This window comes from Micromonospora sp. NPDC018662 (assembly GCF_044391475.1).
Classification (GTDB): Bacteria; Actinomycetota; Actinomycetes; order Mycobacteriales; family Micromonosporaceae; genus Micromonospora.
On the sequence record NZ_JBISAC010000011.1, the window covers coordinates 193377 to 218088 of the forward strand.

General features: G+C 72.3%; 26 protein-coding genes. 11 read left to right on the forward strand and 15 right to left on the reverse strand.

Going from position 1 to position 24712, the window contains the following annotated elements:
• Nucleotide 1 precedes the first annotated feature (1 nt).
• A complete protein-coding gene (gene mshC / locus ACH495_RS26755; protein WP_396860457.1) occupies nucleotides 2–1240 on the forward strand; it encodes a cysteine--1-D-myo-inosityl 2-amino-2-deoxy-alpha-D-glucopyranoside ligase in 1239 nt (412 codons plus the stop codon).
• A gap of 70 nt (nucleotides 1241–1310) precedes the next feature.
• On the opposite strand, the gene ACH495_RS26760 is transcribed toward mshC, so the two are convergent.
• On the reverse strand, nucleotides 1311–2102 hold the full coding sequence (locus ACH495_RS26760; protein WP_396860458.1) for a GntR family transcriptional regulator: 792 nt from the start codon (nucleotides 2100–2102) through the stop codon (nucleotides 1311–1313).
• A gap of 114 nt (nucleotides 2103–2216) precedes the next feature.
• Nucleotides 2217–3086: a PAC2 family protein gene (locus ACH495_RS26765; RefSeq protein WP_089157832.1), complete on the reverse strand. Its 870-nt coding sequence runs from the start codon at nucleotides 3084–3086 to the stop codon at nucleotides 2217–2219.
• 240 nt (nucleotides 3087–3326) lie between these two features.
• On the opposite strand from ACH495_RS26765, the gene metH reads away from it, so the two are divergent.
• Nucleotides 3327–6842 carry a methionine synthase gene (metH, locus tag ACH495_RS26770; protein WP_396860459.1) on the forward strand — a complete coding sequence of 1172 codons (3516 nt, stop codon included), beginning with the start codon at nucleotides 3327–3329 and terminating at the stop codon, nucleotides 6840–6842.
• Nucleotides 6843–6942: 100 nt separating this feature from the next.
• Here metH and ACH495_RS26775 read toward each other — a convergent pair whose 3' ends face one another.
• Nucleotides 6943–8112, reverse strand: a complete 1170-nt coding sequence (locus ACH495_RS26775; protein WP_396860460.1) for a helix-turn-helix domain-containing protein — start codon at nucleotides 8110–8112, stop codon at nucleotides 6943–6945.
• The gene (locus tag ACH495_RS26780; protein WP_396860461.1) at nucleotides 8102–8287 is read right to left on the reverse strand and encodes a hypothetical protein; all 186 of its coding nucleotides are present in this window, start codon (nucleotides 8285–8287) and stop codon (nucleotides 8102–8104) included. The genes ACH495_RS26775 and ACH495_RS26780 overlap by 11 nt, the downstream gene beginning before the upstream one ends.
• A gap of 169 nt (nucleotides 8288–8456) precedes the next feature.
• Between ACH495_RS26780 and ACH495_RS26785 the strand changes: the two genes are divergently transcribed.
• Nucleotides 8457–9221 carry an XRE family transcriptional regulator gene (locus ACH495_RS26785; protein WP_396860462.1) on the forward strand — a complete coding sequence of 255 codons (765 nt, stop codon included), beginning with the start codon at nucleotides 8457–8459 and terminating at the stop codon, nucleotides 9219–9221.
• Between the two features lie 4 nt (nucleotides 9222–9225).
• A complete protein-coding gene (locus tag ACH495_RS26790; RefSeq protein WP_396860463.1) occupies nucleotides 9226–9696 on the forward strand; it encodes an NUDIX hydrolase in 471 nt (156 codons plus the stop codon).
• Here ACH495_RS26790 and ACH495_RS26795 read toward each other — a convergent pair.
• Entirely contained in the window at nucleotides 9693–10160 is a 468-nt protein-coding gene (locus tag ACH495_RS26795; RefSeq protein ID WP_396860464.1) for an HD domain-containing protein, read from the reverse strand. The genes ACH495_RS26790 and ACH495_RS26795 overlap by 4 nt on opposite strands.
• A 402-nt stretch (nucleotides 10161–10562) precedes the next feature.
• Between ACH495_RS26795 and ACH495_RS26800 the strand changes: the two genes are divergently transcribed.
• Complete coding sequence (locus ACH495_RS26800; protein WP_396860465.1) at nucleotides 10563–11108, forward strand: GNAT family N-acetyltransferase; 546 nt, start codon at nucleotides 10563–10565, stop codon at nucleotides 11106–11108.
• A 399-nt stretch (nucleotides 11109–11507) separates the two neighbouring features.
• Nucleotides 11508–13010: an FAD-binding oxidoreductase gene (locus ACH495_RS26805; RefSeq protein ID WP_396860466.1), complete on the forward strand. Its 1503-nt coding sequence runs from the start codon at nucleotides 11508–11510 to the stop codon at nucleotides 13008–13010.
• 35 nt (nucleotides 13011–13045) lie between these two features.
• Here ACH495_RS26805 and ACH495_RS26810 read toward each other — a convergent pair whose 3' ends face one another.
• The 5 genes from ACH495_RS26810 to ACH495_RS26830 all read right to left on the reverse strand — a co-directional run bounded on the left by ACH495_RS26810 (nucleotide 13046) and on the right by ACH495_RS26830 (nucleotide 15711).
• The gene (locus tag ACH495_RS26810; protein WP_396860467.1) at nucleotides 13046–13615 is read right to left on the reverse strand and encodes an alpha/beta hydrolase family protein; all 570 of its coding nucleotides are present in this window, start codon (nucleotides 13613–13615) and stop codon (nucleotides 13046–13048) included.
• On the reverse strand, nucleotides 13616–13966 hold the full coding sequence (locus ACH495_RS26815) for an alpha/beta hydrolase family protein (protein WP_396860468.1): 351 nt from the start codon (nucleotides 13964–13966) through the stop codon (nucleotides 13616–13618).
• Between the two features lie 5 nt (nucleotides 13967–13971).
• Nucleotides 13972–14307: a YnfA family protein gene (locus ACH495_RS26820; RefSeq protein ID WP_396860469.1), complete on the reverse strand. Its 336-nt coding sequence runs from the start codon at nucleotides 14305–14307 to the stop codon at nucleotides 13972–13974.
• Nucleotides 14308–14404: 97 nt separating this feature from the next.
• Nucleotides 14405–14944, reverse strand: coding sequence for a GNAT family N-acetyltransferase (locus tag ACH495_RS26825; RefSeq protein ID WP_396860470.1), 540 nt, complete (start codon nucleotides 14942–14944; stop codon nucleotides 14405–14407).
• Nucleotides 14944–15711, reverse strand: coding sequence for an alpha/beta fold hydrolase (locus ACH495_RS26830; RefSeq protein ID WP_396860471.1), 768 nt, complete (start codon nucleotides 15709–15711; stop codon nucleotides 14944–14946). The genes ACH495_RS26825 and ACH495_RS26830 overlap by 1 nt, the downstream gene beginning before the upstream one ends.
• A gap of 61 nt (nucleotides 15712–15772) precedes the next feature.
• On the opposite strand from ACH495_RS26830, the gene ACH495_RS26835 reads away from it, so the two are divergent.
• A complete protein-coding gene (locus ACH495_RS26835; RefSeq protein WP_396860472.1) occupies nucleotides 15773–16189 on the forward strand; it encodes a MarR family winged helix-turn-helix transcriptional regulator in 417 nt (138 codons plus the stop codon).
• A gap of 22 nt (nucleotides 16190–16211) precedes the next feature.
• Here the strand turns inward: ACH495_RS26835 and ACH495_RS26840 are convergent, their stop codons facing one another.
• Complete coding sequence (locus ACH495_RS26840; protein WP_396860473.1) at nucleotides 16212–16871, reverse strand: DUF1524 domain-containing protein; 660 nt, start codon at nucleotides 16869–16871, stop codon at nucleotides 16212–16214.
• A gap of 305 nt (nucleotides 16872–17176) precedes the next feature.
• Here ACH495_RS26840 and ACH495_RS26845 point away from each other — a divergent pair, with 305 nt between their 5' ends.
• A complete protein-coding gene (locus ACH495_RS26845) occupies nucleotides 17177–17356 on the forward strand; it encodes a hypothetical protein (RefSeq protein WP_396860474.1) in 180 nt (59 codons plus the stop codon).
• A gap of 23 nt (nucleotides 17357–17379) precedes the next feature.
• Here the strand turns inward: ACH495_RS26845 and ACH495_RS26850 are convergent, their stop codons facing one another.
• The gene (locus ACH495_RS26850) at nucleotides 17380–17796 is read right to left on the reverse strand and encodes a hypothetical protein (RefSeq protein WP_396860475.1); all 417 of its coding nucleotides are present in this window, start codon (nucleotides 17794–17796) and stop codon (nucleotides 17380–17382) included.
• A 56-nt stretch (nucleotides 17797–17852) separates the two neighbouring features.
• On the opposite strand from ACH495_RS26850, the gene ACH495_RS26855 reads away from it, so the two are divergent.
• The 3 genes from ACH495_RS26855 to ACH495_RS26865 all read left to right on the forward strand — a co-directional run bounded on the left by ACH495_RS26855 (nucleotide 17853) and on the right by ACH495_RS26865 (nucleotide 19940).
• A complete protein-coding gene (locus ACH495_RS26855; RefSeq protein WP_396860476.1) occupies nucleotides 17853–18350 on the forward strand; it encodes a hypothetical protein in 498 nt (165 codons plus the stop codon).
• An 86-nt stretch (nucleotides 18351–18436) separates the two neighbouring features.
• Nucleotides 18437–19186 (forward strand): neutral zinc metallopeptidase, encoded by a 750-nt coding sequence (locus tag ACH495_RS26860; protein ID WP_396860477.1) that lies wholly within the window; start codon nucleotides 18437–18439, stop codon nucleotides 19184–19186.
• A gap of 115 nt (nucleotides 19187–19301) precedes the next feature.
• On the forward strand, nucleotides 19302–19940 hold the full coding sequence (locus tag ACH495_RS26865) for an HAD family hydrolase (protein ID WP_396860478.1): 639 nt from the start codon (nucleotides 19302–19304) through the stop codon (nucleotides 19938–19940).
• A gap of 40 nt (nucleotides 19941–19980) precedes the next feature.
• On the opposite strand, the gene ACH495_RS26870 is transcribed toward ACH495_RS26865, so the two are convergent.
• The 3 genes from ACH495_RS26870 to ACH495_RS26880 all read right to left on the reverse strand — a co-directional run bounded on the left by ACH495_RS26870 (nucleotide 19981) and on the right by ACH495_RS26880 (nucleotide 24234).
• Nucleotides 19981–22527 carry an ABC transporter permease gene (locus ACH495_RS26870; protein ID WP_396860479.1) on the reverse strand — a complete coding sequence of 849 codons (2547 nt, stop codon included), beginning with the start codon at nucleotides 22525–22527 and terminating at the stop codon, nucleotides 19981–19983.
• Nucleotides 22527–23294: an ABC transporter ATP-binding protein gene (locus ACH495_RS26875; protein ID WP_396860480.1), complete on the reverse strand. Its 768-nt coding sequence runs from the start codon at nucleotides 23292–23294 to the stop codon at nucleotides 22527–22529. Before ACH495_RS26875 ends, ACH495_RS26870 begins: the two co-directional genes overlap by 1 nt.
• A gap of 256 nt (nucleotides 23295–23550) precedes the next feature.
• Nucleotides 23551–24234, reverse strand: a complete 684-nt coding sequence (locus tag ACH495_RS26880; RefSeq protein WP_396860481.1) for a response regulator — start codon at nucleotides 24232–24234, stop codon at nucleotides 23551–23553.
• Nucleotides 24235–24712: the final 478 nt, after the last annotated feature.

Here is a 24712-nt window from a genome sequence, read left to right on the forward strand (position 1 = left end):
CATGGAGTCTTGGGCGGGACACGAGGTGCCACGGCTGCCGGGTGAGGGCGCACGGCTGAGGTTGTACGACTCGGCGCGGCAGGGCACCCACCCCTCCCGGCCCGACGGCGTCGCCTCCCTGTACGTCTGCGGCATCACCCCGTACGACGCCACCCACCTCGGGCACGCCGCCACCATGATCACCTTCGACCTGGTGCAGCGGATGTGGCGCGACGCCGGCCTGACCGTGCGCTACGTGCAGAACGTCACCGACATCGACGACCCGCTGCTGGAGCGCGCCGAGCGCGACGGCGAGGACTGGAAGGTCCTGGCCATGCGGGAGACGGCGCTGTTCCGCGAGGACATGGAGGCGCTGCGGATGATCCCGCCGGCGCACTACGTCGGCGCGGTCGAGTCGATCCCGGACATCGCCGACAAGGTGCTCGTCCTGCTCAAGGACGGCGCCGCCTACCGGCTCGACGACGGCACCGGCGACGTCTACTTCGACATCGCCGCGGCCCCCGCGTTCGGCTACGAGTCCAACCTGTCCCGCGCCGAGATGCGGGAGATCTTCCCGGAGCGCGGCGGCGACCCGGACCGCGCCGGCAAGCGGGACCCGCTCGACCCGCTGCTGTGGCGCGGCGCCCGCGAGGGCGAGCCGTCCTGGCCCGGTGGTGAGTTGGGCCCCGGCCGTCCCGGCTGGCACATCGAGTGCGCGGTCATCGCGTTGAACCTGCTCGGCGACCGGATCTCGGTGCAGGGCGGCGGCAACGACCTGATCTTCCCGCACCACGAGTGCTCCGCCGCGCACGCCGAGCGGCTGACCGGCGCCGCGCCCTTCGCCGACCACTACGTGCACGCCGGCATGATCGGCCTGGACGGCGAGAAGATGTCGAAGTCCAAGGGCAACCTGGTCTTCGTGTCCCGGCTGCGCGCCGACCGGGTCGACCCGATGGCGGTGCGGCTGGCCCTGCTCGCCGGCCACTACCGCAGCGACCGGTCCTGGACCGACGAGCTGCTCGCCGAGGCGCACGAGCGGCTGGACCGCTGGCGGCGGGCCGCCGCCGCGCCGTCCGGGCCGTCGGGCGAGGCGTTGCTGGCCGGGGTACGCGAGCGCCTGGCCGACGATCTCGACACGCCGGGCGCGCTGGCAGTGGCCGACGCCTGGGCCGCCCACACGCTGGCCGGCGAGGCCGACGACCCGGCCGCCCCCGCGCTGTTCGCCGACACCGTCGACGCCCTCCTCGGCATCCGCGTGTAAGGCGGGGCCCCCGGTCAACGCCTCCGGTAGAGGTGGGGCCCCTTCTCACCACCCCCACCGGCGGGACGCCTCAGCCGAGGACGAGGCCCGGGTCGGGGTCCGGCTCGGGGGCCGGGGCGGGGATCCGGTACTCCTCGGTGAGCGTGGTCATCGGGCCCGGCCAGGTGGCCTGGGCGACCTCGATCGGTTTGCGCCGCTCGTCGTACGCCACGTGCAGCAGGTGCAGCACCGGAGTGTCCGGGCGGATCTGCAGGATCTCCGCCTCCTCCCGGCTGGGCTGGCGGGCGCTGATGGTGTCGGTGGCGGTGGCGTACCGGCGGCCGGTCGCCTCCTCGGCCTCCTGGTAGAGCGGCCGACCGAACGCCTCGGCCCGTTCCAGTGAGCTGCCGGCGGTGTCGGCGGGCAGGAACCAGGACGCGCCGACCTCGACCGGGGAGTCCTCGGTGCGGACCAGGTGCCGTCGGCAGAGCAGCTCGGTGCCGTCGGCGACGCCGAACGCGTCGGCGACCTCCGGCGGGGCGGCGGCGCGACCGACGGAGACGAGCTGTTGGCGGTATCGGGCGGCCAGGTCGGTGTGGTAGCCGCGGAAGCCGCCGTACCGGCCCCGGGCGAGGCGGTTGAGCCGGCGGCGGGTGCCCCGGACGTACGTACCGGAGCCCGGTTTGGTGATCAGGACGCCCTCGACCCGCAGCTGGTCGACGGCGCGCTGCACGGTCTGCTTGGCCACGCCGAACATCTCGGCGATGGCCGGGATGGACGGCAGCCGCTCGCCCGGCGCCCAGTCGCCGCGACGCACCCGGTCCTTGAGCTGCGCGGCGATCTGCCGGTGCGGGAACTCGGCCGCGCCCGGGTTGATCTGCATGTCCGCCTCCTCAGAACAGCTAGGTTCCTAGGATGCCCTAGCGGGCGTGACGCCGCCACCCCACGACACGAAAAGGCCGGGCCCACGACGGACCCGGCCTTTCGGACGAACGACCTACCAGGAACCCGCGGTGGGCCCGGCGGAACCGCCGCGGCGGCGCAGGTACTTCTCGAACTCCTGCGCGATCTCGTCCCCGGTCAACGGCGTGATGCCGGCGTCGCCGACGCGTTCCTCCAGCTCACGCACGTACTCGCCGAGTTCGGCGTCCTGCTCGGCGGCGCTGCGCACCCGCTGCTCCCACTCGGCGGCCTCCTCGGCCAGGTCGGCCATCGGCACCGGCAGGTCGAGGACCTCCTCGACCCGGTGCAGCAGCGCCAGGGTCGCCTTCGGGCAGGGCGGGTTGTTGGCGTAGTGCGGCACGTGCACCCAGAACGACACCGCGTCGACCTCGGCCCGGGTGCACGCGTCGTGCAGCACCCCGACGATGCCGGTCGGCCCGTCGTAGCGGGTGGGGGTGAGCTGGTAGCGCTTGGCGGCGTCGGCGTCGGACGCGCTGCCGCTGATCGGCAGCGGCCGGGTGTAGGGCACGTCGGCCAGCAACGCGCCGAGCAGCACCACCCGCTCGACCTCCAGGCTGTGGCAGATCTCCAGCACCTGCTCGCAGAACGTGCGCCACCGCATGCTCGGCTCGATGCCCCGGATCAGCACCACGTCCCGCTCGGTGCCCTCCGGGCTGGCCACCATGAAGCGGGTGGTGGGCCACTCGACCCGCCGGGTCTCTCCGTCGGCCATGGTGATGGTCGGCCGGCTCACCTGGAAGTCGTAGAAGTCCTCCGGGTCGAGCTCGGTCACCTGCCGGGACTGCCAGACCTGCTCCAGATGCTCCACGGCGGCGGTGGAGGCGTCCGCGGCGTCGTTCCAGCCCTCGAAGGCCGCGATCGCGACCGGTGAGCGCAGTACCGGCAGCCCGTCGAACTCGGTCACGCCGTCACCTCACCCTGCTCGTCGGGAGCGGTGCCGCCCCGTCGTACGGCCGCGTCCCTGATGTCCTTCACGTCCGCCAGCCTACGTGTCGCCGCCGGGGCCGGCCCGTCGGCCGCGCCGGTCGCCCGGCCGGACCACCCGGTCGAACCGGATGAAAGGTACGCCGTGATTCGACCGACACTATGTGGGAACGCGAGATTGGAGTGACCGTTGCGTCGCTCGGCGCACTAACCTGAGCGTGTGGCTATTTCGTTGCGCGACCTGCTGGCGGACCGGATCCTCATCGCCGACGGGGCCATGGGGACGATGCTCCAGGCCGCTGACCTCACGCTTGACGACTTCGACGGCCTCGAGGGCTGCAACGAGATCCTCAACGTCACCCGGCCGGACGTGGTCCGTGGCGTGCACGAGGCCTACCTGACCGCCGGTGCCGACTGCGTGGAGACCAACACGTTCGGCGCCAACCTGCCCAACCTCGCCGAGTACGGCATCGCCGAGCGCATCCGGGAGCTGTCCGAGGCGGGCGCGCGGATCGCCCGCGAGGCCGCCGACGCGTACGCGACGCCGGAGCGGCAGCGGTTCGTGCTCGGCTCGATGGGACCGGGCACCAAGCTGCCCACCCTGGGCCACGCGAGCTACGCCTCGCTGCGCGACGCGTACCAGGAGAACGCCGCCGGTCTGATCGCCGGCGGGGCGGACGCGTTGATCATCGAGACCTGCCAGGACCTGCTCCAGGTCAAGGCCGCGGTGGTCGGCTCGAAGCGGGCCCGTGACGAGGCCGGCCGGGACGTGCCGATCATCTGCCAGGTGGCCGTGGAGACCACCGGCACCATGCTGCTGGGCAGCGAGATCGGCGCGGCGCTGACCGCGATCGAGCCGCTCGGCGTCGACCTGATCGGGCTGAACTGCTCCACCGGCCCGGCCGAGATGGGTGAGCACCTGCGCTACCTGTCCCGGCACTCGCGCATCCCGGTGTCGGTGATGCCGAACGCCGGCCTGCCGGTGCTGACCGCCGACGGGGCCTACTTCCCGCTGGGTCCGGAGGAGATGGCCGACGCGCTGGAGCAGTTCGTCGACGACTACGGCGTGGGCCTGATCGGCGGCTGTTGCGGCACCACGCCCGAGCACATCCGGGTGCTGGTGGAGCGGCTCGGCGGGCGGCGCCCGTCGGCCCGGCAGCCGGAGCCGGAGGCGGGCGTCTCCTCGATCTACCACCACGTGCCGTTCGCCCAGGACGCCAGCGTCCTGATGGTGGGGGAGCGCACCAACGCCAACGGCTCGAAGGCGTTCCGCGAGGCGATGCTCGCCGGCGACTGGCAGGCCTGTGTGGAGATCGCCCGCAACCAGGCCCGGGACGGCTCCCACCTGCTCGACCTCTGCGTCGACTACGTCGGCCGCGACGGCACGCAGGACATGCGGGAGCTGGCCGGCCGGTTCGCCACCGCCTCCACGCTGCCGATCGTGCTGGACTCCACCGAGCCGGCGGTGATCGAGGCGGGGCTGGAGATGCTCGGCGGCCGATGCGTGGTCAACTCCGTCAACTTCGAGGACGGCGACGGCCCCGAATCCCGTTACGCGCGGGTCATGCCGGTGGTGCGGGAGCATGGCGCCGCCGTGGTGGCGCTGCTCATCGACGAGGAGGGCCAGGCCCGCACCCGGGAGTGGAAGGTGCGCGTGGCCAGCCGGCTGATCGACGACCTGACCGGCCGGTGGGGGATGCGCCGGGAGGACATCCTCATCGACGCGTTGACGTTCCCGATCGCCACCGGGCAGGAGGAGACGCGCCGCGACGGCATCGAGACCATCGAGGCGATCCGGGAGATCGTCGCCCGCTATCCGGGGGTGAACTTCACCGCCGGCATCTCGAACGTCTCGTTCGGGCTCAACCCGGCGGCCCGGCAGGTGCTCAACTCGGTGTTCCTGCACGAGTGCGTCCAGGCCGGCCTGACCTCGGCCATCGTGCACGCCAGCAAGATCCTGCCGATGTCGCGGATCCCGGACGAGCAGCGCGAGGTGGCGCTGGACCTGGTCTACGACCGCCGTCGCGAGGGCTACGACCCGGTGCAGCGGTTCATCGAGGCGTTCGAGGGTGTCGACGCGGCGTCGGCGCGCGCCACCCGGGCCGAGGAGTTGGCCGCGCTGCCGTTGGAGGAGCGACTCAAGCGGCGCATCGTCGACGGTGAGCGCAACGGCCTGGAGGCCGACCTGGACACCGCGATGGCCGAGGGGCGCACGCCGCTGTCCATCATCAACGACCTGCTGCTCGACGGCATGAAGGTGGTCGGCGAGCTGTTCGGCTCGGGCCAGATGCAGCTGCCGTTCGTGCTCCAGTCCGCCGAGGTGATGAAGACCGCGGTGGCCTACCTGGAGCCGCACATGGAGAAGGCCGACGACGACGGGAAGGGTCGGATCGTCCTCGCCACGGTCAAGGGCGACGTGCACGACATCGGCAAGAACCTGGTCGACATCATCCTGTCCAACAACGGCTACGACGTGGTCAACATCGGCATCAAGCAGCCGATCAACGCGATCCTCGACGCGGCCGAGGAGCACCGGGCCGACGCCATCGGCATGTCCGGGCTGCTGGTCAAGAGCACGGTCATCATGAAGGAGAACCTGGCCGAGATGGCGTCGCGCGGCGTCGCCGAACGCTGGCCGGTGCTGCTCGGCGGGGCGGCGCTGACCCGGGCGTACGTCGAGGACGACCTGCGGTCGATCTACCCGGGTCAGGTGCACTACGCCCGCGACGCGTTCGAGGGACTGTCCCTGATGGACCGCGTGATGACGGCCAAGCGGGGCGGCGCGCCGGTGGTCGACCCGGAGCGGGAGGCGGCGCTGGCGGCCCGCCGGGAGCGCCGGGAGCGGCAGCGGGCGCAGGTGCGCGAGGCGCTGCCCGAGCTGGACGACGCCTCGGTGCGCTCCGACGTCGCGGTGCAGGTGTCGGTGCCCACCCCGCCGTTCCTCGGCACCCGGGTGGTCAAGGGTGTGCCGCTGGCCGACTACGCGGCGCTGCTCGACGAGCGGGCCACGTTCCTGGGCCAGTGGGGGCTGCGCGGCGCCCGGGGCGGCAAGGGCCCATCGTACGAGGAGCTGGTGGAGACCGAGGGTCGGCCCCGGCTGCGCTACTGGCTGGATCGGCTGATCGCCGACCAGGTGTTGGAGGCGGCCGTGGTGTACGGCTACTTCCCGGCCTATTCCGAGGGCAACGACCTGGTGCTGCTGGACGAGAACGGGCACAGCGAGCGGGCCCGGTTCTCGTTCCCCCGGCAGCGGCAGGAGCGCCGGCTGTGCCTGGCGGATTTCTTCCGCCCGAAGGGCGACCAGTTGGACGTGGTGGCGTTGCAGCTGGTCACCGTGGGCCAGCCGATCAGCGAGTACACGGCGAAGATGTTCGCCGCGAACGAGTACCGCGACTACCTGGAGGTGCACGGCCTGTCGGTGCAGCTCACCGAGGCCCTGGCGGAGTACTGGCACCGTCGCATCCGGTCGGAGCTGGTGGTGCCGGGCGGCGGCACGATCGCCGACGACGACCCGGCCGACCTGGCCGGCCTGCTGCGCAACGACTACCGCGGCTGCCGCTACGCGTTCGGTTATCCGGCCTGCCCGGACCTGGAGGACCGGGCGAAGATCGTGCAGTTGCTCGGCGCGGAGCGGATCGGCGTGCAGTTGTCGGAGGAGTTCCAGCTCGTGCCGGAGCAGGCCACGGACGCGATCGTGGTGCACCACCCGGAGGCGAACTACTTCAACGCCAAGTAGCCCAATCTCGGCGCATGATGCACTCCACTTCGTCGAAGTGGCGGTATTCCGCTCGCCCGGATACCGCCACCTCCCCGAACTGGTGTGGATCGAGCGGTGGTCAGCTTGCGCCGAGCGTCGCGGCGAGATGGATGACGGTAACCGGAGCGTGGGGACTGCGGACCGCCTCCGAGAGCACCGCGCGGGCGTGTGGCCGGTGACGCAGTTCGTCCGGTGCGAGGTGGGCGACGTCGGCCAGGGCGCGGCCCGCGCGGCCCGGTTGGTTGATCTGGAGGTACGCCCGGGCGGCCTGCACGAGGTGGCCAGCGCGGTGCTCAGCGGCCAGCCACCGCCAGCCGTCACGGGTGCTGGCCTTCTCGTGCCAGGCGACTGCGTCATGGCCGGCCCCCAGGTCGAGGGCCGCGTGTGCCCGAGCCAGCATCACGGCTGTCGGCCCGAAGCCGGTCCGGTGATGGTCGTGACCGTCGCCCACCCGGTCGGCCAGGGCATCGGCCTCGGCGAGCAGATCTGCCACCTTCCGGTCGTCCCCTCGCCGGGCCGCTGCCAGCGTGGCCTGAATCAGCAAGGCTCCGCGCAGCGACGGGTCATCCGGAGCGCGGTACGCGGCGCGCAGTGCCGTCGACATGGCGGCACCGCTCCGACCGCACACCCGTAGCGCCTGGCTGATCTGTATCGCGGCGATCGCGGTCATCTCCCGGTCGCCGGCGGCGACTCCCATGGCCCGGTCGGCGGCGAACCAGGCCAGCTCACCCGCGCCGAGCTTGGTCAGCAGCGATGCCGTCACCCGATACGCTTGCGCCAGCGGCGAGCGGCCTGGGCCGGGCTCATCCGCGTGGGTGTGCTGCGCTTGAACCAGCAACTCGGGGAGGAGCGCGGTCACCTGCGGGTAGCGCGCGTGCTGAAACGTCGTCCAGGCGTGCTCGACGGTGCGGGCCATCCGGTCGGCGGGCACCACCGGTCGACCGGCCGGCTGGCCGAGGGCGACGTCGTATGTCGACAGTGCTGCGGCGATCCGAGTCACGCCTGCGGGCCGGTGGATCGCGTCGGCTGGCGCGTCGGCGCGGCCGAGTAACACGGTGGGGTCGATGCGCAGCACGGTGGCGATGTCGTGGAGGGTGGACACCCGGTCGAGGGACCGGACGCCACGTTCGACCTTGTCGACCCAGCTTTTGGACTTGCCGAGGCGATCGGCGAACATCTGCTGGGACATCTTCCGCCGGCTGCGCCAGTGCGCCACTCGCCGGCCGATCGGCAGGGCGTCAGTCGTCACGGCGCCACCGCCGATCCGGCACCGCGCGGGTCGTCTCCTCGACCGGTACGCGATGTTCCTCGGCCTGCGCAAGTAGCCGCTGCTTGGCGGCCTCCCGCTCGGCGGCCTGGATCTGCTCCCCACGGTCGACCTCCGACCTCTGGTCACGCCGGGGTCTTCCTCTCGAACGCTCCATCGACTACTCCTGGGCCCTGGGAACGGCGGCCCGCTGGTAGCCGCGTCGGACGCCAGGATCTGTCGGGCTGTAGCGACGACTTCACCTCAGGTGATGGACGGCTGGGGACGTCCTTGGTAGGTTCGGTCGTCCCGGCACGTCGTCCGCAGCTCTCCTACCAGGGGTTTCGATGCCGAACGACCGTCTTCGCAGTGGGTTGCTGAAGAAGGGGCTGACGCCAGCCTCGCTCGCCGGGAAACTCGCCGTGGATCCGAAGACTGTGGAGCGTTGGATCACGCAGGGTCGGAACCCATACCCGCGTCACCGCCACACCATCGCCGCACTGCTGGACGAGAGCGAGTCGTACCTCTGGCCGGATGCCCTGCCGACGCAACGAGCGGTGCAGGTCAGCCAGTCCGAGGTCGTCCACATCTACCCGCGCCGCGGAGCCGTCCCGACGGACCTCTGGCAGCAGCTCCTCGTGAAGGCCACCCGGCAGGTCGGAGTCCTGGTCTACGGCGGCTTGTTCCTGCCTGAGTTCAACCACCGATGGGTGCCGACCCTGCGCGAGAAGGCGTTGGCTGGCACCCAAGTGGACCTGCTGTTCGGTGATCCGGACGGCAAGAACATCACCGAGCGCGGCGCCGACGAGGACATCGGCGCGGCCATGCCGAGCAAGATCCTCAACGCGCTGGCGTTCTACCGGGAACTGCGGGGCCTGGACAACGTCGGTATCTACTACCACGACACGATCCTCTACAACTCCATCTACCGCTTCGACGACGAGATGCTGGTCAACGCCCACCTCTACGGCACGCCGGCCGCCTACGCCCCGGTGCTGCACCTGCGCCGCATCGGCGGTGGGGAGTTGTTCGACGGCTACGTCGCCAGCTTCACGCAGGTGCTGGGGAAGAAACGGGCCGTCTGGCCTGAGCGGTCGACGGCGAACGGCTAGGGCCATGACCCGGATCGACCACTTCGACAACCCCGACGCGCCGAAGCCGAACAGCATCGTCGCTGCGGTGTCGGTCTTCGTGCAGGACGGGCAGGGGCGGGTGCTGCTCATCCAGCGGACCGACAACCACCTGTGGGCGCTGCCCGGCGGTGCCCAGGAGTTCGGGGAGTACATCGCCGAGGCGGCCGTCCGTGAGACGCGCGAGGAGACCGGGGTCGAGGTCGAGGTGACCGGCATCGTCGGGATCTACACCAACCCGAGTCACGTGGTCGAGTACAGCGACGGCGAGGTGCGGCAGCAGTTCTCCATCTGCCTCCGCGCGCGTTACGTCAGCGGCCGGCCCGCACCGAGCGACGAGTCGTCGGAGGTGCGATGGTTGGCGCACGACGAGTTGTCTGATCTCACGATCCACCCGTCGATGCGGCTGCGGATCGACCACGGGCTCGAAGACCGGCAGCAGCCATACATCGGTTAGGCGGCCAATCGTTGTTCCGTGCGGCGGATGGCGTCGAGCAGCGGCAGCTCCGCCTTCTCCCAGAAGCGGGTCACCAGGTCGTCCGGGCCGTACCGTTCACGGATCTCCGCCAACCGCTCTTCCACTGTCAGGTCCTGACCGTCCGGCCCTGTCGTCATGTCGGCGAACCAGAGAGCGTCGGACGTCGGTGACTCCTCGAGGGGGAACTCCGCCATGAGATCAGGCTTCAACCCCCTCTCCTCGGCCTCGTACGACGCGCAGGAGTGATGAGCGACCAGGCTCGCCAGACGTGGGGGGAAACCCTGGCGGAGCAGCCATCGGGCGCCGTCCAGCGCGTGAAAGCCGGTGTCAGCGACGGCCGGGGCATAGCCGACGTCATGCAGCCAGCCGGCAGCGGCGAGTAGTTGCGCGTCATCGCCGACCAGCCGGCCAAGGCACTCAGCCTTCAGACCGACGGCGCGCACGTGCTTCCACCTGCGAGGGAGGGCCACGGCCAGGCATTGCCCCGCAAGCTGCACAGCGTGGTCAGCTAGACGAGTCACATGGCCAGGCTACGGGCCCGTGAACCACATTGTAGAGATTGGTTCGCCTCCGTCGCCGTCAAGTGAAGACAGGCAGCGGCTGCCCGAGGGAGAGTGCACGGGCGATGCCGCGCGTCGGATGGCACGATGCGTGTGGTGAATCGGCTCGCCTGGAATCCGGGGTGATCGTGCGGGGGCCGTCACGGCCGACGTCGCGGTGCTCGCCGAACTGCGCGGCATCGACGGAGACGATCTCGGCGCGCGGAGCGGGTACGGTCCGAGCCATGCCGTGTTTCGCCGCTGGGCGTACCCGCTTCTGAGGGGCGGCTCGATCTGAGCCGCGAGTTGCCCGACCTGTCGATCAGGTCGGGCTGTTCGGCACACCCTCAGACGGAAGGCATCGACGTCATGAATCTGCGTCCGTTTCGGTCACCCGACCGGGAACCACTGCTGGAACTGACCATTGCCACCTTCGGCCCGTTCTACGAGGAATCGTTCCGGTCGATCGTGGGCGACGCCGTCGCGGCTAACCAGCACGGCACGTGGCGTGCGGACTACCGCGACATGTGGGTCGGGTTGCACGACCCGCGCAACGGCAGGCACGTCGTCGTCGCCGAGGACGGCGACACGCTCCTCGGGTTCGCCGCGTGGCGGACGGATCCGGAGAAGCGCAGCGGTGAGATCGACATCATCGCGGTGGCGGTGGAGCAACGCCGGCACCACGTCGGTACGGCACTGTGCACACACGCCTTCGCGGCGATGAGGCACGCTGGCGCCGAGGTCGTGTCGATCGGTACGGGAGGCGACGGCTTCCACGCCTCGGCCAGGGCGTTGTACGACAGTCTCGGCATGACCGCGCTGCCCCTGGTCCGCTATTACCTGGCGCTCTGACAGCCGTACCGGTGTTCCGGCCTGCGGGCGTCGCGGGCCTCGCCCTTGATCCACATCAGTTCGGCGGAGTGGCGGTATGCCGGTCGCCCGGAGGTCGCCACCATCCCCGGGCTGGTGTGGATCACGCGTTTCGGGGCGTCGGGTCCTGAGTCCCGGAAGTAGCTTCACTGGTCGAGATCGTCTTCTCAAGGCGGTGGCCGGCCGCCCGACCAGAACAGCCCGGTCCGCGTCGTCATCGCGAGGCGCTCGGCGCCTGACCGGGAGCCGCTCGTCCGCTTCATCCCACCAGCGATGCTTCGGCATCACTCGGAAGGGTTCTCACATCCTCTTCCGGTTATATGGGCAACTGTCCGGTCCTACCGTGAGGGCGCAAGCCGACCCGATCGAGAGGCCACGACCATGCACGACATCTCGCGGCGAAAGCTGCTCCAGGCGACGGCCGCGGTGGGCGCCGGGGCGGTCGTCGCGCCGGCCGTGCTCGGCGGGCCTGCCCAGGCGGCCACCGGCACCGACGGCTCCGGGGCGCCCATCTGGGCCGAGGGCCCGCCGGCGCAGCTGACCGGCCGGATCGTGCGGTTCGGCGACCCCGACTACCCGACCGCGAGCCTCGGCTGGGACGAGTTGTTCGTCCGCAACCCGCTGGTCATCGTGTTCGCGCAGGACACCCAGGACGTGGTCAATGCCCTCGCCTGGTCGCGGCAGAACGACGTCGCGCTGCGGGTACGCAGTGGCCGGCACAGCCTCGAGGGCTGGTCGAACGTGGACAACGGCATCGTGATCGACGTCAGTGAGCTGAAGTCGGCCGACATCAACCCGGCCGCGCTCACCGCGCGCGTCGGCGCCGGGCTCAACCAGTTGGAGGCGGTCACCGCGCTCGCCCAGCAGGGTCTTGCGGTGACGACCGGTACGGAGGGCAGCGTGGGCCTGTCCGGGGCGACCCTGGGCGGGGGTTTCGGCTTCCTGACCCGCTGGCTCGGCATGGCCTGCGACAACCTGATCGGGGCGGAGATCGTCGTCGCGTCCGGGGCGAACGGCGCGAAGGCGATCGAGGTGGATCTGCGGAACCGCCGGGACCTGCTGTGGGCGTTGCGCGGGGCGGGTAACGGCAACTTCGGCATCGTCACCTCGCTGACCTACCGGGTGGCCCCGCTGCGCGGTGTCGCGTACCTCCAGGCGGCCTGGTCCGGCCTGGGCGACCTGGGGGCAGTCTTCGACCGGTGGCAGCGCACCGCGCCGTTCACCGACGTCCGCCTCGGCTCCCAACTGGAGATCCACCGGTCGCAGATCCTGCTGTTCGGTGTGCTCGCCGAGGGCACCGAGGCGCAGGTGCGCAGGCTGCTGGAGCCGGTCCTGTCGGTCGGTGCCCCGCAGGTCACGGTGCAGATCGGCGGGTGGGGTGACATCTACGCCGGGTTCCAGGTGCCGACCCGGGACGAGCCCGCGAACTGGAAGTTCTTCTCCCAGTTCACCCGCAGACCATTCCCGCCCGAGGCGATCGAGACGATCCGCTCGTTCATGGCGGTCGCGCCCACCGATGCCAGCAACTTCTTCACCCAGGCGTTCGGCGTCGGCGCGCAGGCGAAGCAGCCGGTCGGCGGCTCGGCGTTCCCGCACCGCGATGCGATCTTCTACTCCGAGCCCGGCGCCGGCTGGGGAACCCGGGGTGTGCCGGACAGCGGCGACGCCCTCACCCCGGCTGCCCAGGCGTGGATCGCGGAGTTCAGCCAGGCGCTGCGCCCCTACGTGGACGGCGCCTACGTCAACGTGCCGAACATCGGCATGCAGGAGTGGGAGACCGCGTACTGGGGGCCGAACGTCGAGCGCCTCCGCCGGATCAAGGCGATGTACGACCCGCACAACGTCTTCCAGTACGAGCAGAGCATCCCGCCGGCGTCGTGCTGACGGCGCTGGTGGTGGGCTGCTCCTACGGTGCCGGGTCAGGCGCGGGGAGGGTCGGGCTCCGGTGCGGCGGGGAGTCGGCGCCGCAGCCAGGTCACGACGAGCTCGTCGGAGCCGGGCGCCCGCACGCCCCGTACCCGGATGCCGTGGTCGGCGTCGGGGAACACCACGACCGTGTGGTCGGCGAGGATCCGGTCCAGGGCGCGCACGCTGGCGTCGACCGGGACCTGCACGTCGTCGGCGCCGAAGATCGCCAGTAGCGGGCAGCGCAGGGCGGCGAGCGCCGGCTGCGGGTCGTGGTCGGCGATGCCGGCGAGGAAGCGGATCGATGCGGGCGAGGTGCCGGCGAGCAGCGGGTACCAGGGCGCGTCGTGCCATCGGGCCTGCGCGGCGTGGACGTCGGTCGGGTCGTCACCGGCCCGGACCCGGTCGACCTGCTCGTGCAGCAGCGCCAGCGCCTGCCGGACGTCGGCGTCGGTGAAGCCCCGCGCGGGAAGCTGGCGTCGAAGCCGGTACTCCTCCTGCGGCACGACGCCGACGGCCGGGCCGGACACGCTCACCACCGCGGCGACCGCGGCCGGGGAGCGGGACGCGGCCAGCGGCGCCACTCAGCCGCCCTGGCTGCCGCCGATCAGCGCCACGGCCTGCGGCAGCACGTCCGGCCGCGCCCGTAACGCGTGCACCGCGGCCAGGGTTTCGTCGGCCCGGTCGGTCATGCTCTGCCGGGTCCAGTCGCCGGTGGACGCGCCGGAGCCGGGTTTGTCGTAGGCGAGGCTGGCCAGGCCGGCGGCGGCCAGCCGGGTCTGCCACTCCCGCTGGTCGCGACCGCCCGGGCCGGAGCCCTCGACGAAGACCACCGCCGGGTACGGTCCCGGCCAGGGCGGCCGGAGCAGGTCGCCGACCAGCACGTCGTCGCCGTGGCGGAAGGACAGCTCCGCCGTTCGGGGTGCGAACAGCATCGTGGTCAGCCCGCCCGCGGCGCGTACATGATGATCACGACGCCGACCAGGCAGATGGCCGCGCCGACGAGGTCGTAGCGGTCGGGCCGGAACTTGTCGACGAGCATGCCCCAGGCGAGCGACCCGGCGACGAAGACGCCGCCGTAGGCGGCGAGGATGCGGCCGAAGTTCGGGTCGGGCTGGAACGTGGCCACGAAGCCGTAGAGGCCGAGCGCGATGATCCCGCCCGCGATCCAGAGCAGCCCGCGGTTCTCCCGCCAGCCCTGCCAGACCAGCCAGGCGCCGCCGATCTCGGCCAGCGCGGCGACCAGGAACAGCAGGACGGAACGGGCGATGGTCATGGCTCCGACCGTACCGTGACGATCTTGCCGGCGGGCCGGCAGCCGCGGTCGGCAGTAGGCGGCGCGGTGGCCGCCCAGGAGGTGTCGGGTTCGTCGGTCACGCCTCGCGGGGTACCGGATGCAGGTCCCCGGTGGTGAAGATCCAGTCGAGGCCGTCCTCGCCGGGGGTGTCGAGGTGGGCGGCCCGACGCAGCCCGGCGCGTTCGGCGACCCGCCGGGAGGCGACGTTGTCCGGGCGGACCCGGGCGACCACCGGCAGCCCCGGTCGGCGGGTGGTCGCCCAGGCCACGACCGCGGTAGCCGCCTCGCTCGCCACGCCGTCCCCCCAGGCGGCCGGATCCAGGCGGTAGAACAGGTTGAGCACGTCGCGGTCGTGCAGCCGCATGACCTTGACGCCGCAGAAGCCGAGCCGCCGGTCGTCGCGACTCACCACCCAGTAGCCGACGCCGTGCTGCCGCCAGTGCGCGTCCCAGCGTTGCAGGCGCTCCCGCGCCTCGGGGCGGTCGCGCAGCAGGTCGGACGGGTTGTGCGCGCAGGCGCGCGGGTCGGTGTGCAGGGCGTGGACCAGGTCGACGTCGGCGGGGGCGGGGCGGCGCAGCGACAACCGCGCGGTGGTCAACTCCTCGGGTCGGCTCATCACCCGCCATCGTCGCGCCGATCGAGCCACGCGTCCAGCCGGGACAGCGTGGCCTGCGGGTTCTCCAGATGCGGCAGGTGCCCGGCCGCCGGGACGACCTGGAGCCGGCCGTCGCCGAGCGCCGCGGCGTAGGCGGCGCCGTAGGCGGGGGTGACGATGCGGTCGCTCTCGCCCCACAGCAGCAGGGCGGGAACGCGTATCCGGCTCAGCCGGCCGCGCAACGTCGGGTCGTGCATGTACGGGTCGCCGGCCAGCACCCGCATGGTCTCGCGGTTGGCCGCCTGCCGGGCGAGGTGGTCCGGTGTGGCGGCGGCCGGGTCGACCGGGAGACGGTGGGGGTCGTGCCAGGCGTACTCGGCCAGGCTCCGCGCGTCGAGCGCGAAGAAGTCCCGGATGGGTTCGCCGGGCACGTCGATGCCGACGGCGTCGACCAGGACCAGGTCGGTGATGATGCCGGCGGTGTCCCGGAGGGCCATCTCGGCGGCGATCCAGCCGCCCAGCGAGGAGCCGACGACGAGCACGTCGCGCAGCCCACGGTCGTGCAGGAGGCGCAGGTACGCCGACGCGAGGTCGTCGACGCCGGTGAGCCAGGCGGGCCGGTCGGTGCCGTCCCAGCCGGGGTGCACCGGGCTGATGGTGTGCGCGCGTCGGGCGAGGTGCCTGCGCAGGGGTTCGACGGTGGCCGGGCCGCCGCCGCCGTGCAGCAGCAGGGCGGGGCGGCCCTGGCCGGCTTCGGCGACGGTGAGCGACAGATCGGGGAATGTCATGCCCCCACCGTAACTAAGGAACCTTATTTAAGCTAGTTGAGTTTTCGGCTAGGATGGGACCGTGCAGGAGATCCAGCAGCTCGCCCGGGCCGTGAAGCAGGTCCAGTACCGGCAGCACCGGGCGTTGGAGGCCGGCCTGACCGCGGTCGGGACGACCCTGGCCCAGTGGGACGCCCTGCGGGCGGTCGACCGGTCGCCCGGCGCGTCCGCGCGGGAGCTCGCCGCCGCGACGTTCCAGACCGAGCAGGCCTTCGGCGCGCTCGCCGGCCGGCTGGTCACGCAGGGGCTGGTGGAGCGGCGGGCCGGTCCCGGGCGGCGGATCCCGCACCACCTGACGCCCGCCGGGCGGCGGGTGCTGGCCGCCGGCCACCGGGTCGCCGACGAGGTGCTGGAGCGCTGCTACGCCGACCTGCCCGCCGCCGACCGCGCCACGCTGCTGGGCCTGCTGCGCCGGGTGCTCGGGGAGGGGCACGTCTGAGCCCCTCCCCGGCGCCCCGGCTTCAGTACGCGTAGGTGACCGAGATGGTGGCGGCCGGGCAGTTGTTCGCCCAACTGGTCAGCGCGCTCTTCTCCGCGCTGTCCACGGTGAGCCGCCAGCGGATCTTGACCGCCACCCACTCGCCGACGTAGCGGCAGCGGGCCGAGGCGTACGACGGCAGCCAGGTGGCCGGGTCCTGGTCGCCCTTGGCCTGGTTGACGTTGTCGGTCACCGCGGCCAGGGCGCGCGCGTCACCCAGGTCGTTCGCGTACGCCTGGCGGCGGCTGGTGGACCAGGTGCGGGCGCCGGAGTCCCAGGCCTCGGCGAGCGGGACCATGTGGTCGATGTCCAGGTCGCCGGTGGCCGTCCAGGTGGCGTCGTCGTAGTAGGAGTACCACCGGCCGCCGGAGAGCGTGCAGGTGCCGCTGATCGTGGGCTTCGTGGTGGCCTCGGCGTAGAGCACCTCGTTGCGGGTGTGGCAGCCGTCGCCGTCGGCGTCGATCCAGTGCGGGAACAGGTCGCGGCTGTAGCCGGTGCGGACCTCGGAGGCGACGGTCAGGCCGGCGACCGCGGTGGTGAGCGACGCGGAGTAGCCGGCCGCCGGGGCGGGTCGGGCGGGGCCGAGGGTGGTGGCCAGGATCGCGGCGAGGCTGATGGCCGTGGCGCGCAGGGTGCGGGACATGGGACTCCATCCGTACGGGAATGGCGACTGTCCCCACCATATAGACAGAGGTGGAAGTGAAGGTCCAGTCGACCTCCGTGAACATCGCGTGACCATCGACGTCGGCGGCCACGGGGTCAGGAATTCGGCTGTGCCGCCCCGGCCCGGCGGGCTACCGTCACCGAAGGACGGGGCGGCAGCGCCGCGTCCACGCCCACGCCGTCGGCTCGACGCGGCCGAGACGACCGGTTGACGCGGCCGAGACAGCCCGTTGACGCGGCCGAGACGGCCGGGGACGAGCATGGGTACGACGAAAGGGGCGCCGAATGACCGACGAGGTGACGTCGAAGGTGCCGTCCGAATCGGGTCCCGTGCTGGCCGCGTCGCCCAGGTCGGCACCGGTCGGCCCACCGAGCAGCCTCGACCTGTGGGCCCGCGCCCAGGTCCTGCACCGCTGCTTCGGCGACGACGACGGCGAGCCGCACATCATGCGCGGCCTGGACTAGCTCGCCCCGGGTCGCCGGGCCGGTCAGCGCATCGGCACGCCGGCGCGGGCCAGCGCGTCCCGCCAGGCGCGGGTGTTGAACGCGGCGGCGCCGTTGAAGACCTGGTCGAGGAAGCCCGGACCGTCGCCGGCCGGCGGCGTCCGGTGCGCCCAGAAGTCGGCGAAGCCCCGCTTCTGGTCGGCGCTGGGATCGGGCGAGACCGAGGCGCCCCGCCCGACCATCGCATAGCGGCGGCCGCCGACGGTCAGCACCAGCGTGCCGAGGCGGGTCAGCCGGCCGCCGACCTGACCGGCGGGCACGGCGAACACCTCCGCGCCCACCCGGTCGCGGGCGCGCAACCAGCCCTGGTCCAGGGTCATCAGCACCGGCACGCAGCGCATGCCGTTCCAGAGGCTGCGTCGCCAGTAGACGATGCTGGCGTGGGCCACGTCGGGAGTCACGGCCGGGACTGTACCGGGGGCGGTCCAGGGTGGCCGGCGGTGGCTACCCTGCCGGCGTGACCCGACGATCATGGTTCCTCGCGCTCGCCGCCGCGCTCGGCGTCGCGCTGCTGGCCACCTGCGGCGGTGTGTTCTGGCTGGCCCGGTCCGAGAACGGCGAGGAACGGGACTGCGCGGCGCGGGTCGCCGCCGAGGAGGCCAAGGTCCGCACCGACCGGCGGTGGACCGACGCCGACGTGCCGGGGATCGGCGCGTACCCGGAGATCCACTGGCAGGTCGACCATCCGAGCTTCGCCTGTTCCCGCGCGCCCGGCCCGAACGACCGGCGCTACCAGGCGGTGGTGCGGCTGGCGCCGGCCGACGCCCGCGCGCTGGCCACCGCGTACACCTGGACGCCGGTGACCGGCGCGGCGCCCGAGGTGTGGCCGGCGCTGACCGGGTACGTGCCGGACGGCGTGCGCTGGCACCGCAGCGCCGACCACGACGCGGGCGGCGCCGAGGTGTGCTTCGACCCCGGCAGGGCGCTGCTGCTGTTCACCATCGTCGACACCTGATGAACGTTTGCCGTCGCCGACACGTGAGAGCGGGTGGGCGCGCGGGTACTGCGCGGAACACAGGGTCGGGCAGCCGGGAGGTAGTGGTGGGGGACAGGACGGGACATCGGCGGCTCGGGCCGCTCGCCGGGCTGGTGGTGGCAGTGGTGGTGGCCGCCGGCTGCATGGGCGGCGGGCTCGACCAGGGCGAGCCGCAGCAACCTGCCCCCGAGCGCAGCGGGCGACCGGCGTCCCCCGGCGCGCAGACCACCCGGGCGGACGGCACCACCAGCGTCGCCGAGTTCAAGCAGGACTTCTCCGACGCCGTCGCCGGCGCCGAGCAGTACTGGACCGCGCAGTTCCGCTCCTCCGGGGAACGCTTCCGGCCGATCCGGCGGGTGGTGCCGTACACCCGGGCCGGCGAGGTGTCCTGCGGCGGGCAGGGGCTCCCGCGCAACAACGCGGTGTACTGCTCCGCCGGCGACTTCATCGCCTACGACGTGAACTGGTCGGTGTCGGCGTTCCGGCAGATCGGCGACGCGTTCCTGTTCTACCTGCTCGGCCACGAGTACGCGCACGGCGTGCAGACCCGGCTCGGCATCCGTTACACCTACACCATCCAGCAGGAGTTGCAGGCCGACTGCATGGCCGGGGCGTACCTCGGCGACAGCGTGCGCGCCGGGACGCTGAAGCTGGCCGACGGCGACCTGGACGAGTTCCGGGAAGGACTGCTCGCGGTCGGCGACGACCCCGACCAGCCGTGGTTCGCCGAGGGCGCGCACGGCACCGCCGAGCAGCGCAGCGAGAAGTTCTTCGCCGGCTACGAGAACTCGCTGAAGGCGTGCGACCTCGGTTGATGCCACAGGTCACCCCGGCCGGCGGCGCCGCCGGCCGGGCCGGGTCCGGCTGGCAGGATCGGCGCGGTACGCCCACCGAAGGAGGCCCCCGCTGAGCAGCACACACCCCGCCGCCGTGCTCTTCGACATGGACGGCACGCTGGTCGACAGCGAGAAGCTGTGGGACGTCGCGTTGCAGGAGCTGGCCGCCGTCTACGGCGGCACGCTCTCCGCCGAGGCCCGCCACGCGATCATCGGCACCGCGATGGCCGACTCCATGCGGATCGTGCACGCCGACCTGGGCCAGCCGGACCGCGACCCGCAGGCCAGCGCCGACTGGATCAGCGCGCGGATCCTCGACCTGTTCCGCACCGGTCTGCGGTGGCGTCCCGGTGCGTTGGCCCTGCTGCGCGCCGTCCGGGCCGCCGGCATTCCCACCGCGCTGGTCACCTCCAGCGGCCGGTCCCTGGTCGAGGTCGCGCTGGAGACCCTGGGCCGGGACAGCTTCGACGCGGTGGTCTGCGGCGACGAGGTGGGCGAGGCCAAGCCGCACCCGGAGCCGTACCTGACCGCCGCGCGGCTGCTCGGCGTGCCGATCGCGCGGTGCGTGGCGATCGAGGACTCACCGACCGGCGTGGCGAGCGCGTTGGCCGCCGGCGCGGCGGTGCTGGCCGTACCGGCCGAGGTGCCGCTGCCGCCGACCGACGGCGTACACCAGGTGGAGAGCCTCACCGCGGCGGACCTGGAGCTGCTCGCCGCGCTGCTCAACCGGTAGGGCGGAGGCCCCTCCCACCGGGAGGGGCCCCACCTCGCGTTCAGTCGTGGGCGATGGCGCCGAGCACGTTGATCCGGGCGGCGCGGATCGCCGGCAGCACCGCCGCGACCACGCCGATGATCGCGGCCAGCACCAGGAACGTCACCATCTGGCCCCACGGCAGGACCAGGTCGGTGATGCCCTCGTCCTTGAGCGCCCGGACCACCGCCGCGCCGAGACCGGTGCCGACCACCACGCCGAGCAGCGCGCCGAAGATCGAGATCACCACCGCCTCGACGGTGATCATCCGCATGGTCTGCGCCCGGCGCAGGCCGATCGCCCGCAGCAGGCCCAGCTCACGGGTGCGCTCCAGCACCGACAGCGCCAGCGTGTTGATGATGCCCAGCACCGCGATCACGATGGCCAACGCCAACAGGATCTGGATCATCCGCAGCGGCGTGTCGAGCTGGCTGGTCTGCTGCTTGATGAACGCCGCCCGGTCCGCCACCGACACCTCCGGGCTGTCCGCCAGCAGCCGCTCGACCTGCGGCTGCACCGCGCCCACCGAGGTGCCGGGGGCGAGCTGCACGAAGCCCTGGATGGGCTGCGGGATGGCGAAGTCGGCGGCCGCCTGCGGCGGCAGCACCACCGGGTTGGTCAACTGCGAACTGGAGTAGATGCCACTGACCGTGTAGGTGCGGGCCTCGCCGCGGGACAACTGCACCGGCACGGTCGAACCGACCGACAGGTTGCGGGACGTCGCGGTGTCCGAGCTGAGCAGCATCTGGTCCGGGGCCAGCCGGCTGATGTCACCGGCGGTGGCCTTCGCCCCGAAGATCCGCTCCAGCGCCGCCACGTTGCTCGACGCCGCCACCCAGGTCCGCTTGCCGCCCACCGTGGCCATGTCGCCGTACTCGCCGTCGACCAGCCGCACGCCGGGGATCGCGGCGGTCTTCTCCAGCACCGCCGCGTCGAAGCTCGCCGGGCGCGGCCCGGACGAGGCGCCGGAGATCACCAGCTCGGCCTTGATGGTGTCCTCGGCGAGCGCGCTGATGCTGCCCTTGGCCGAGTCGAGGATCACCGTCACGCCGGTGACCAGCGCGATGCCCACCATCAGCGCGGCAGCGGTGATCGCGGTCCGGCGCGGGTTGCGGCCCGAGTTCAGCCGGCCCAGCTTGCCCGGCACCGACCAGGAGAAGATCGCGCCGAGCAGCGACACCACCGGCCGGCTGATCACCGGCGTCAACAGCGCCACCCCGATGAACGCGAACAGCACGCCGCCCAGGATGGTCGCCAGGGTGTTGCCGCCGGCGTTGCCGCTCAGGCCGACGAAGAGCAGCACCGCGCCGATCCCGGTGACCACCGCGCCGCCCACTGTGACCTTGGTCAGCGGCCGGTCCGGCGTGGCCACGTCCTGCATCGCGGCGATCGGAGGGATACGCGCGGCCCGCAACGCCGGCAGCAGCGCCGCGACCACCGTGATCAGCAGACCCACCGCGAACGCGCCGATCACCGCCGCCGGCGGCACCCCCAGGCCGGCCAGCGTGAGACCACCGGCCAGCTTCCCGAACAGGTACGCCAGCAGCGCGCCCACCCCGATGCCGGCGGCCAGGCCGAGCACCGAGGCGATCAGGCCCACCGCGACCGCCTCCAGCACCACCGAGCCGATGACCTGCCGGCCGCTGGCCCCGATGGCCCGCATCAGGGCCAGCTCCCGGGTGCGCTGGGCCACGATGATCGAGAAGGTGTTGAGGATCAGGAACGTGCCGACCAGCAGCGCCACCGCGGCGAAACCGAGGAGGATCTTGTTGAAGAACGACAGCCCCTCCTTCAGCCCGGCCGAGGCGTCGTCGGCGAGCTGGTCGCCGGTCTTCACGTCGTAGCCGCCGCCGACCGTGCGGGACACCGCGTCGCGCAGCGCCTCCGGCGTGGTGCCGTCCGCCCGCGCGGTGACGGTGGAGAACACGTCCGGCTTGCCGAGCATCAGCCGCTGCGCGACCGGCGTGGTGAAGGCGACCTCGTTCGCGCCGCCCACGGAGTCCCGGCCACCGCTGTAGCCGAACACGCCGACCAGCGTGAACTCCTGCTTGGGCGACAGCGTCAGCACGCCGACCCGGTCACCGACCTTCACGTTGGCGGCCTTCGCCAGCGCGGCGTTGACCACGATCTCGTCGTCGGCCTGCGGACCGCGCCCCTCGCGCAGCTTCACCAGGTCGCCCTCGCCCAGCCAGTTCTCGCCCAGCTGCGGCGGCCCGAACGAGGTGACCACCTTGCCGTTGCTGCCGATCAGCCGCGCGCCGTCGGCGGCGACCACGCCCCGCACGTCCGCGGCGCCCGGCACCGCCCGCACGCGCTCCACCAGCGACGCCGGCACCGGGGCGGCCACCTGCTCACCCTCGGTCTCGGAGACCGCCACCTTCGGCTTCGCCGCCACGTTCACGTCCACGTCGGCGTAGGCGTCGGCGAAGACCGCGTCGAACGAGCGGCCGAGCGTGTCGGTGAGCACGAACGCGCCGGAGACGAACATGACGCCGAGCACCACCGCCAGCCCCGACAGCAGCAGGCGCAGCTTGCGCGCCAACAGGCTCTTCAGCGTTGCCCGGAACATCAGTTGCCCACCTCGACCGGCGCGTCCAGCTTCTTCATCGTGTCCAGCACCGTGTCGGCGGTCGGCTCGATCAGCTCCGAGACGATCTGCCCGTCGGCGAGGAAGACCACCCGGTCGGCGTACGCGGCGGCGGTCGGGTCGTGGGTCACCATGACGATGGTCTGGCCGTGCTCGCGCACCGAACTGCGCAGGAAGTTGAGCACCTCGGCGCCGGACCGGGAGTCCAGGTTGCCGGTCGGCTCGTCCGCGAAGATCACCTCGGGTCGGGCGACCAGCGCCCGCGCGCACGCCACCCGCTGCTGCTGGCCCCCGGAGAGCTGCGCCGGGCGGTGCCCGAGCCGGTCCCGCAGCCCGACCGTGTCGATCACCGTGTCGTACCAGGCCGGGTCCGGCTTGCGCCCGGCGATCGACAGCGGCAGCAGGATGTTCTCCTGCGCGGTGAGCGTCGGCAGCAGGTTGAACTGCTGGAAGATGAAGCCCACCTTGTCCCGGCGCAGCTTCGTCAGGCCCGAGTCGTTGAGCCCGGTCACCGTCGTCTCACCGATCATCACGGTGCCCCGGGTCACCGAGTCCAGGCCGGCGAGGCAGTGCATCAGCGTCGACTTGCCGGAGCCGGACGGGCCCATGATCGCGGTGAACCGGCCGCGTTCGAACTCGGCGCTCACCCCCCGCAGCGCGATGACCTGCGCCTCACCGCTGCCGTACACCTTCCACACGTCGTTCGCCCGGGCCGCGGCCTGCGCCTGCTGGCCTACCGTCGCGGTCACGTCATCTACCTCTTCCGTCTGACTGCTCATCCGCACCGCCCCCGCTGGCCGGTGCGGCAGTTCCATCCTCGGTGCCGCCGGCCACGGATCCGTCCGACCCCGGGCGGAACCCGTGCCGAATTTCCGGTGAGGGTCGCCCCCCAGACCGGCTCAGGGTGATCCCTGACCGGCCGGCGACGCCGACGGTAGGACCTCACGTCGCGTCATGGTCAACCACACGCCGCCGCCGTTGGTCACGGTACGTGAGCACCGCCACCTATTTCCCCGGCCGCACCAGCCCCGTCTCGTACGCCAGCACCACCGCCTGCACCCGGTCCCGCAGCCCCAACTTGGTCAACATGTGCCCGACGTGCGTCTTGACGGTGGTCTCGCTGACCGACAGCGCCCGGGCGATCTCGGCGTTGGACAGCCCGCGCGCCACCTGCACCAGCACCTCCCGCTCCCGGTCGGTCAGCGGGTCCAGCACCCGGGGCGGGGTGGCCGCCGGGTCCGGCAGCACGTCGGCGAAGCGGTCCAGCAGCCGGCGCAGGATCCGCGGCGCCACCACCGCCTCCCCGGCCGCCACCGTGCGGATCGCGGTCACCAGATCCTCCGCCGGGACGTCCTTGGCCAGGAAGCCGCTCGCCCCGGCGCGCAACGCGCCCACCACGTACTCGTCCAGCTCGAACGTGGTCAGCACCAGCACCCGCACCGGCAGCCGGGCGTCCACGATCGCCCGGGTCGCGGCCACCCCGTCCATCCGCGGCATCCGGATGTCCATCAGCACCACGTCGGGCAGCAGCCGCCGGGACAGCTCCACCGCCTCCACGCCGTCGCCCGCCTCACCCACGATGTCCAGGTCGTCCTCGACCCCGAGCACCATCCGGAACCCGGCCCGCAGCAGCGGCTGGTCGTCGGCGAGCAGGACCCGAACCGGTCGGGGCGCGGCGGTGGCGGTCATCATGTCCCTCGTCGTGCTGGACGGCGGTCATCCCGGGACCGGGCCGGCCGGGTCCGGCGGGATCCGGGCGCACACCCGGGAGCCGCCGCCCGGCGCCCGCCGGTCCGCAGGACCCCACCGTAGAGGGCGACCGGTCGCCGTACGCCGACAGCACCGGACCCGATCCGATCGCCCACCCCGCCGGCCCGCCATCCACCCGACCCACCCACCGCTTCCACGGAAAGCGTCCCCATCGGCGTCCCCATGCGCCCGCTTTCACGGAAAGCGTGCCCATCGGCGTCCCCATGCGCCCGCTTTCCCGGAAAGCGTGCCCATCGGGGGCCACCGTGCGCCCGCCCTCGGGAGGAGCACGCCCCCCCCGGGTCCGGGTCCCGGAGCGACACTTTCACGGAGCTTGTCTCATCCTGTTTGTGCTGGTCGGGGGGTCTTGACGATGGTGTGGTGGGTGTCGAGTCGCTGACCACGGGCGTGGTGATCT

What these genes read in the sequence shown, in the direction of transcription:
- mshC (WP_396860457.1), top strand. Translation starts at nt 2, where the DNA reads ATGGAGTCTTGGGCGGGACACGAGGTGCCACGGCTGCCGGGTGAGGGC.
- ACH495_RS26760 (WP_396860458.1), bottom strand. Translation starts at nt 2,102, where the DNA reads ATGCAGATCAACCCGGGCGCGGCCGAGTTCCCGCACCGGCAGATCGCC.
- ACH495_RS26780 (WP_396860461.1), bottom strand. Translation starts at nt 8,287, where the DNA reads ATGGAGCGTTCGAGAGGAAGACCCCGGCGTGACCAGAGGTCGGAGGTC.
- ACH495_RS26785 (WP_396860462.1), top strand. Translation starts at nt 8,457, where the DNA reads ATGCCGAACGACCGTCTTCGCAGTGGGTTGCTGAAGAAGGGGCTGACG.
- ACH495_RS26790 (WP_396860463.1), top strand. Translation starts at nt 9,226, where the DNA reads ATGACCCGGATCGACCACTTCGACAACCCCGACGCGCCGAAGCCGAAC.
- ACH495_RS26805 (WP_396860466.1), top strand. Translation starts at nt 11,508, where the DNA reads ATGCACGACATCTCGCGGCGAAAGCTGCTCCAGGCGACGGCCGCGGTG.
- ACH495_RS26815 (WP_396860468.1), bottom strand. Translation starts at nt 13,966, where the DNA reads ATGCTGTTCGCACCCCGAACGGCGGAGCTGTCCTTCCGCCACGGCGAC.
- ACH495_RS26820 (WP_396860469.1), bottom strand. Translation starts at nt 14,307, where the DNA reads ATGACCATCGCCCGTTCCGTCCTGCTGTTCCTGGTCGCCGCGCTGGCC.
- ACH495_RS26825 (WP_396860470.1), bottom strand. Translation starts at nt 14,944, where the DNA reads ATGAGCCGACCCGAGGAGTTGACCACCGCGCGGTTGTCGCTGCGCCGC.
- ACH495_RS26830 (WP_396860471.1), bottom strand. Translation starts at nt 15,711, where the DNA reads ATGACATTCCCCGATCTGTCGCTCACCGTCGCCGAAGCCGGCCAGGGC.
- ACH495_RS26840 (WP_396860473.1), bottom strand. Translation starts at nt 16,871, where the DNA reads ATGTCCCGCACCCTGCGCGCCACGGCCATCAGCCTCGCCGCGATCCTG.
- ACH495_RS26845 (WP_396860474.1), top strand. Translation starts at nt 17,177, where the DNA reads ATGACCGACGAGGTGACGTCGAAGGTGCCGTCCGAATCGGGTCCCGTG.
- ACH495_RS26870 (WP_396860479.1), bottom strand. Translation starts at nt 22,527, where the DNA reads ATGTTCCGGGCAACGCTGAAGAGCCTGTTGGCGCGCAAGCTGCGCCTG.
- ACH495_RS26880 (WP_396860481.1), bottom strand. Translation starts at nt 24,234, where the DNA reads ATGACCGCCACCGCCGCGCCCCGACCGGTTCGGGTCCTGCTCGCCGAC.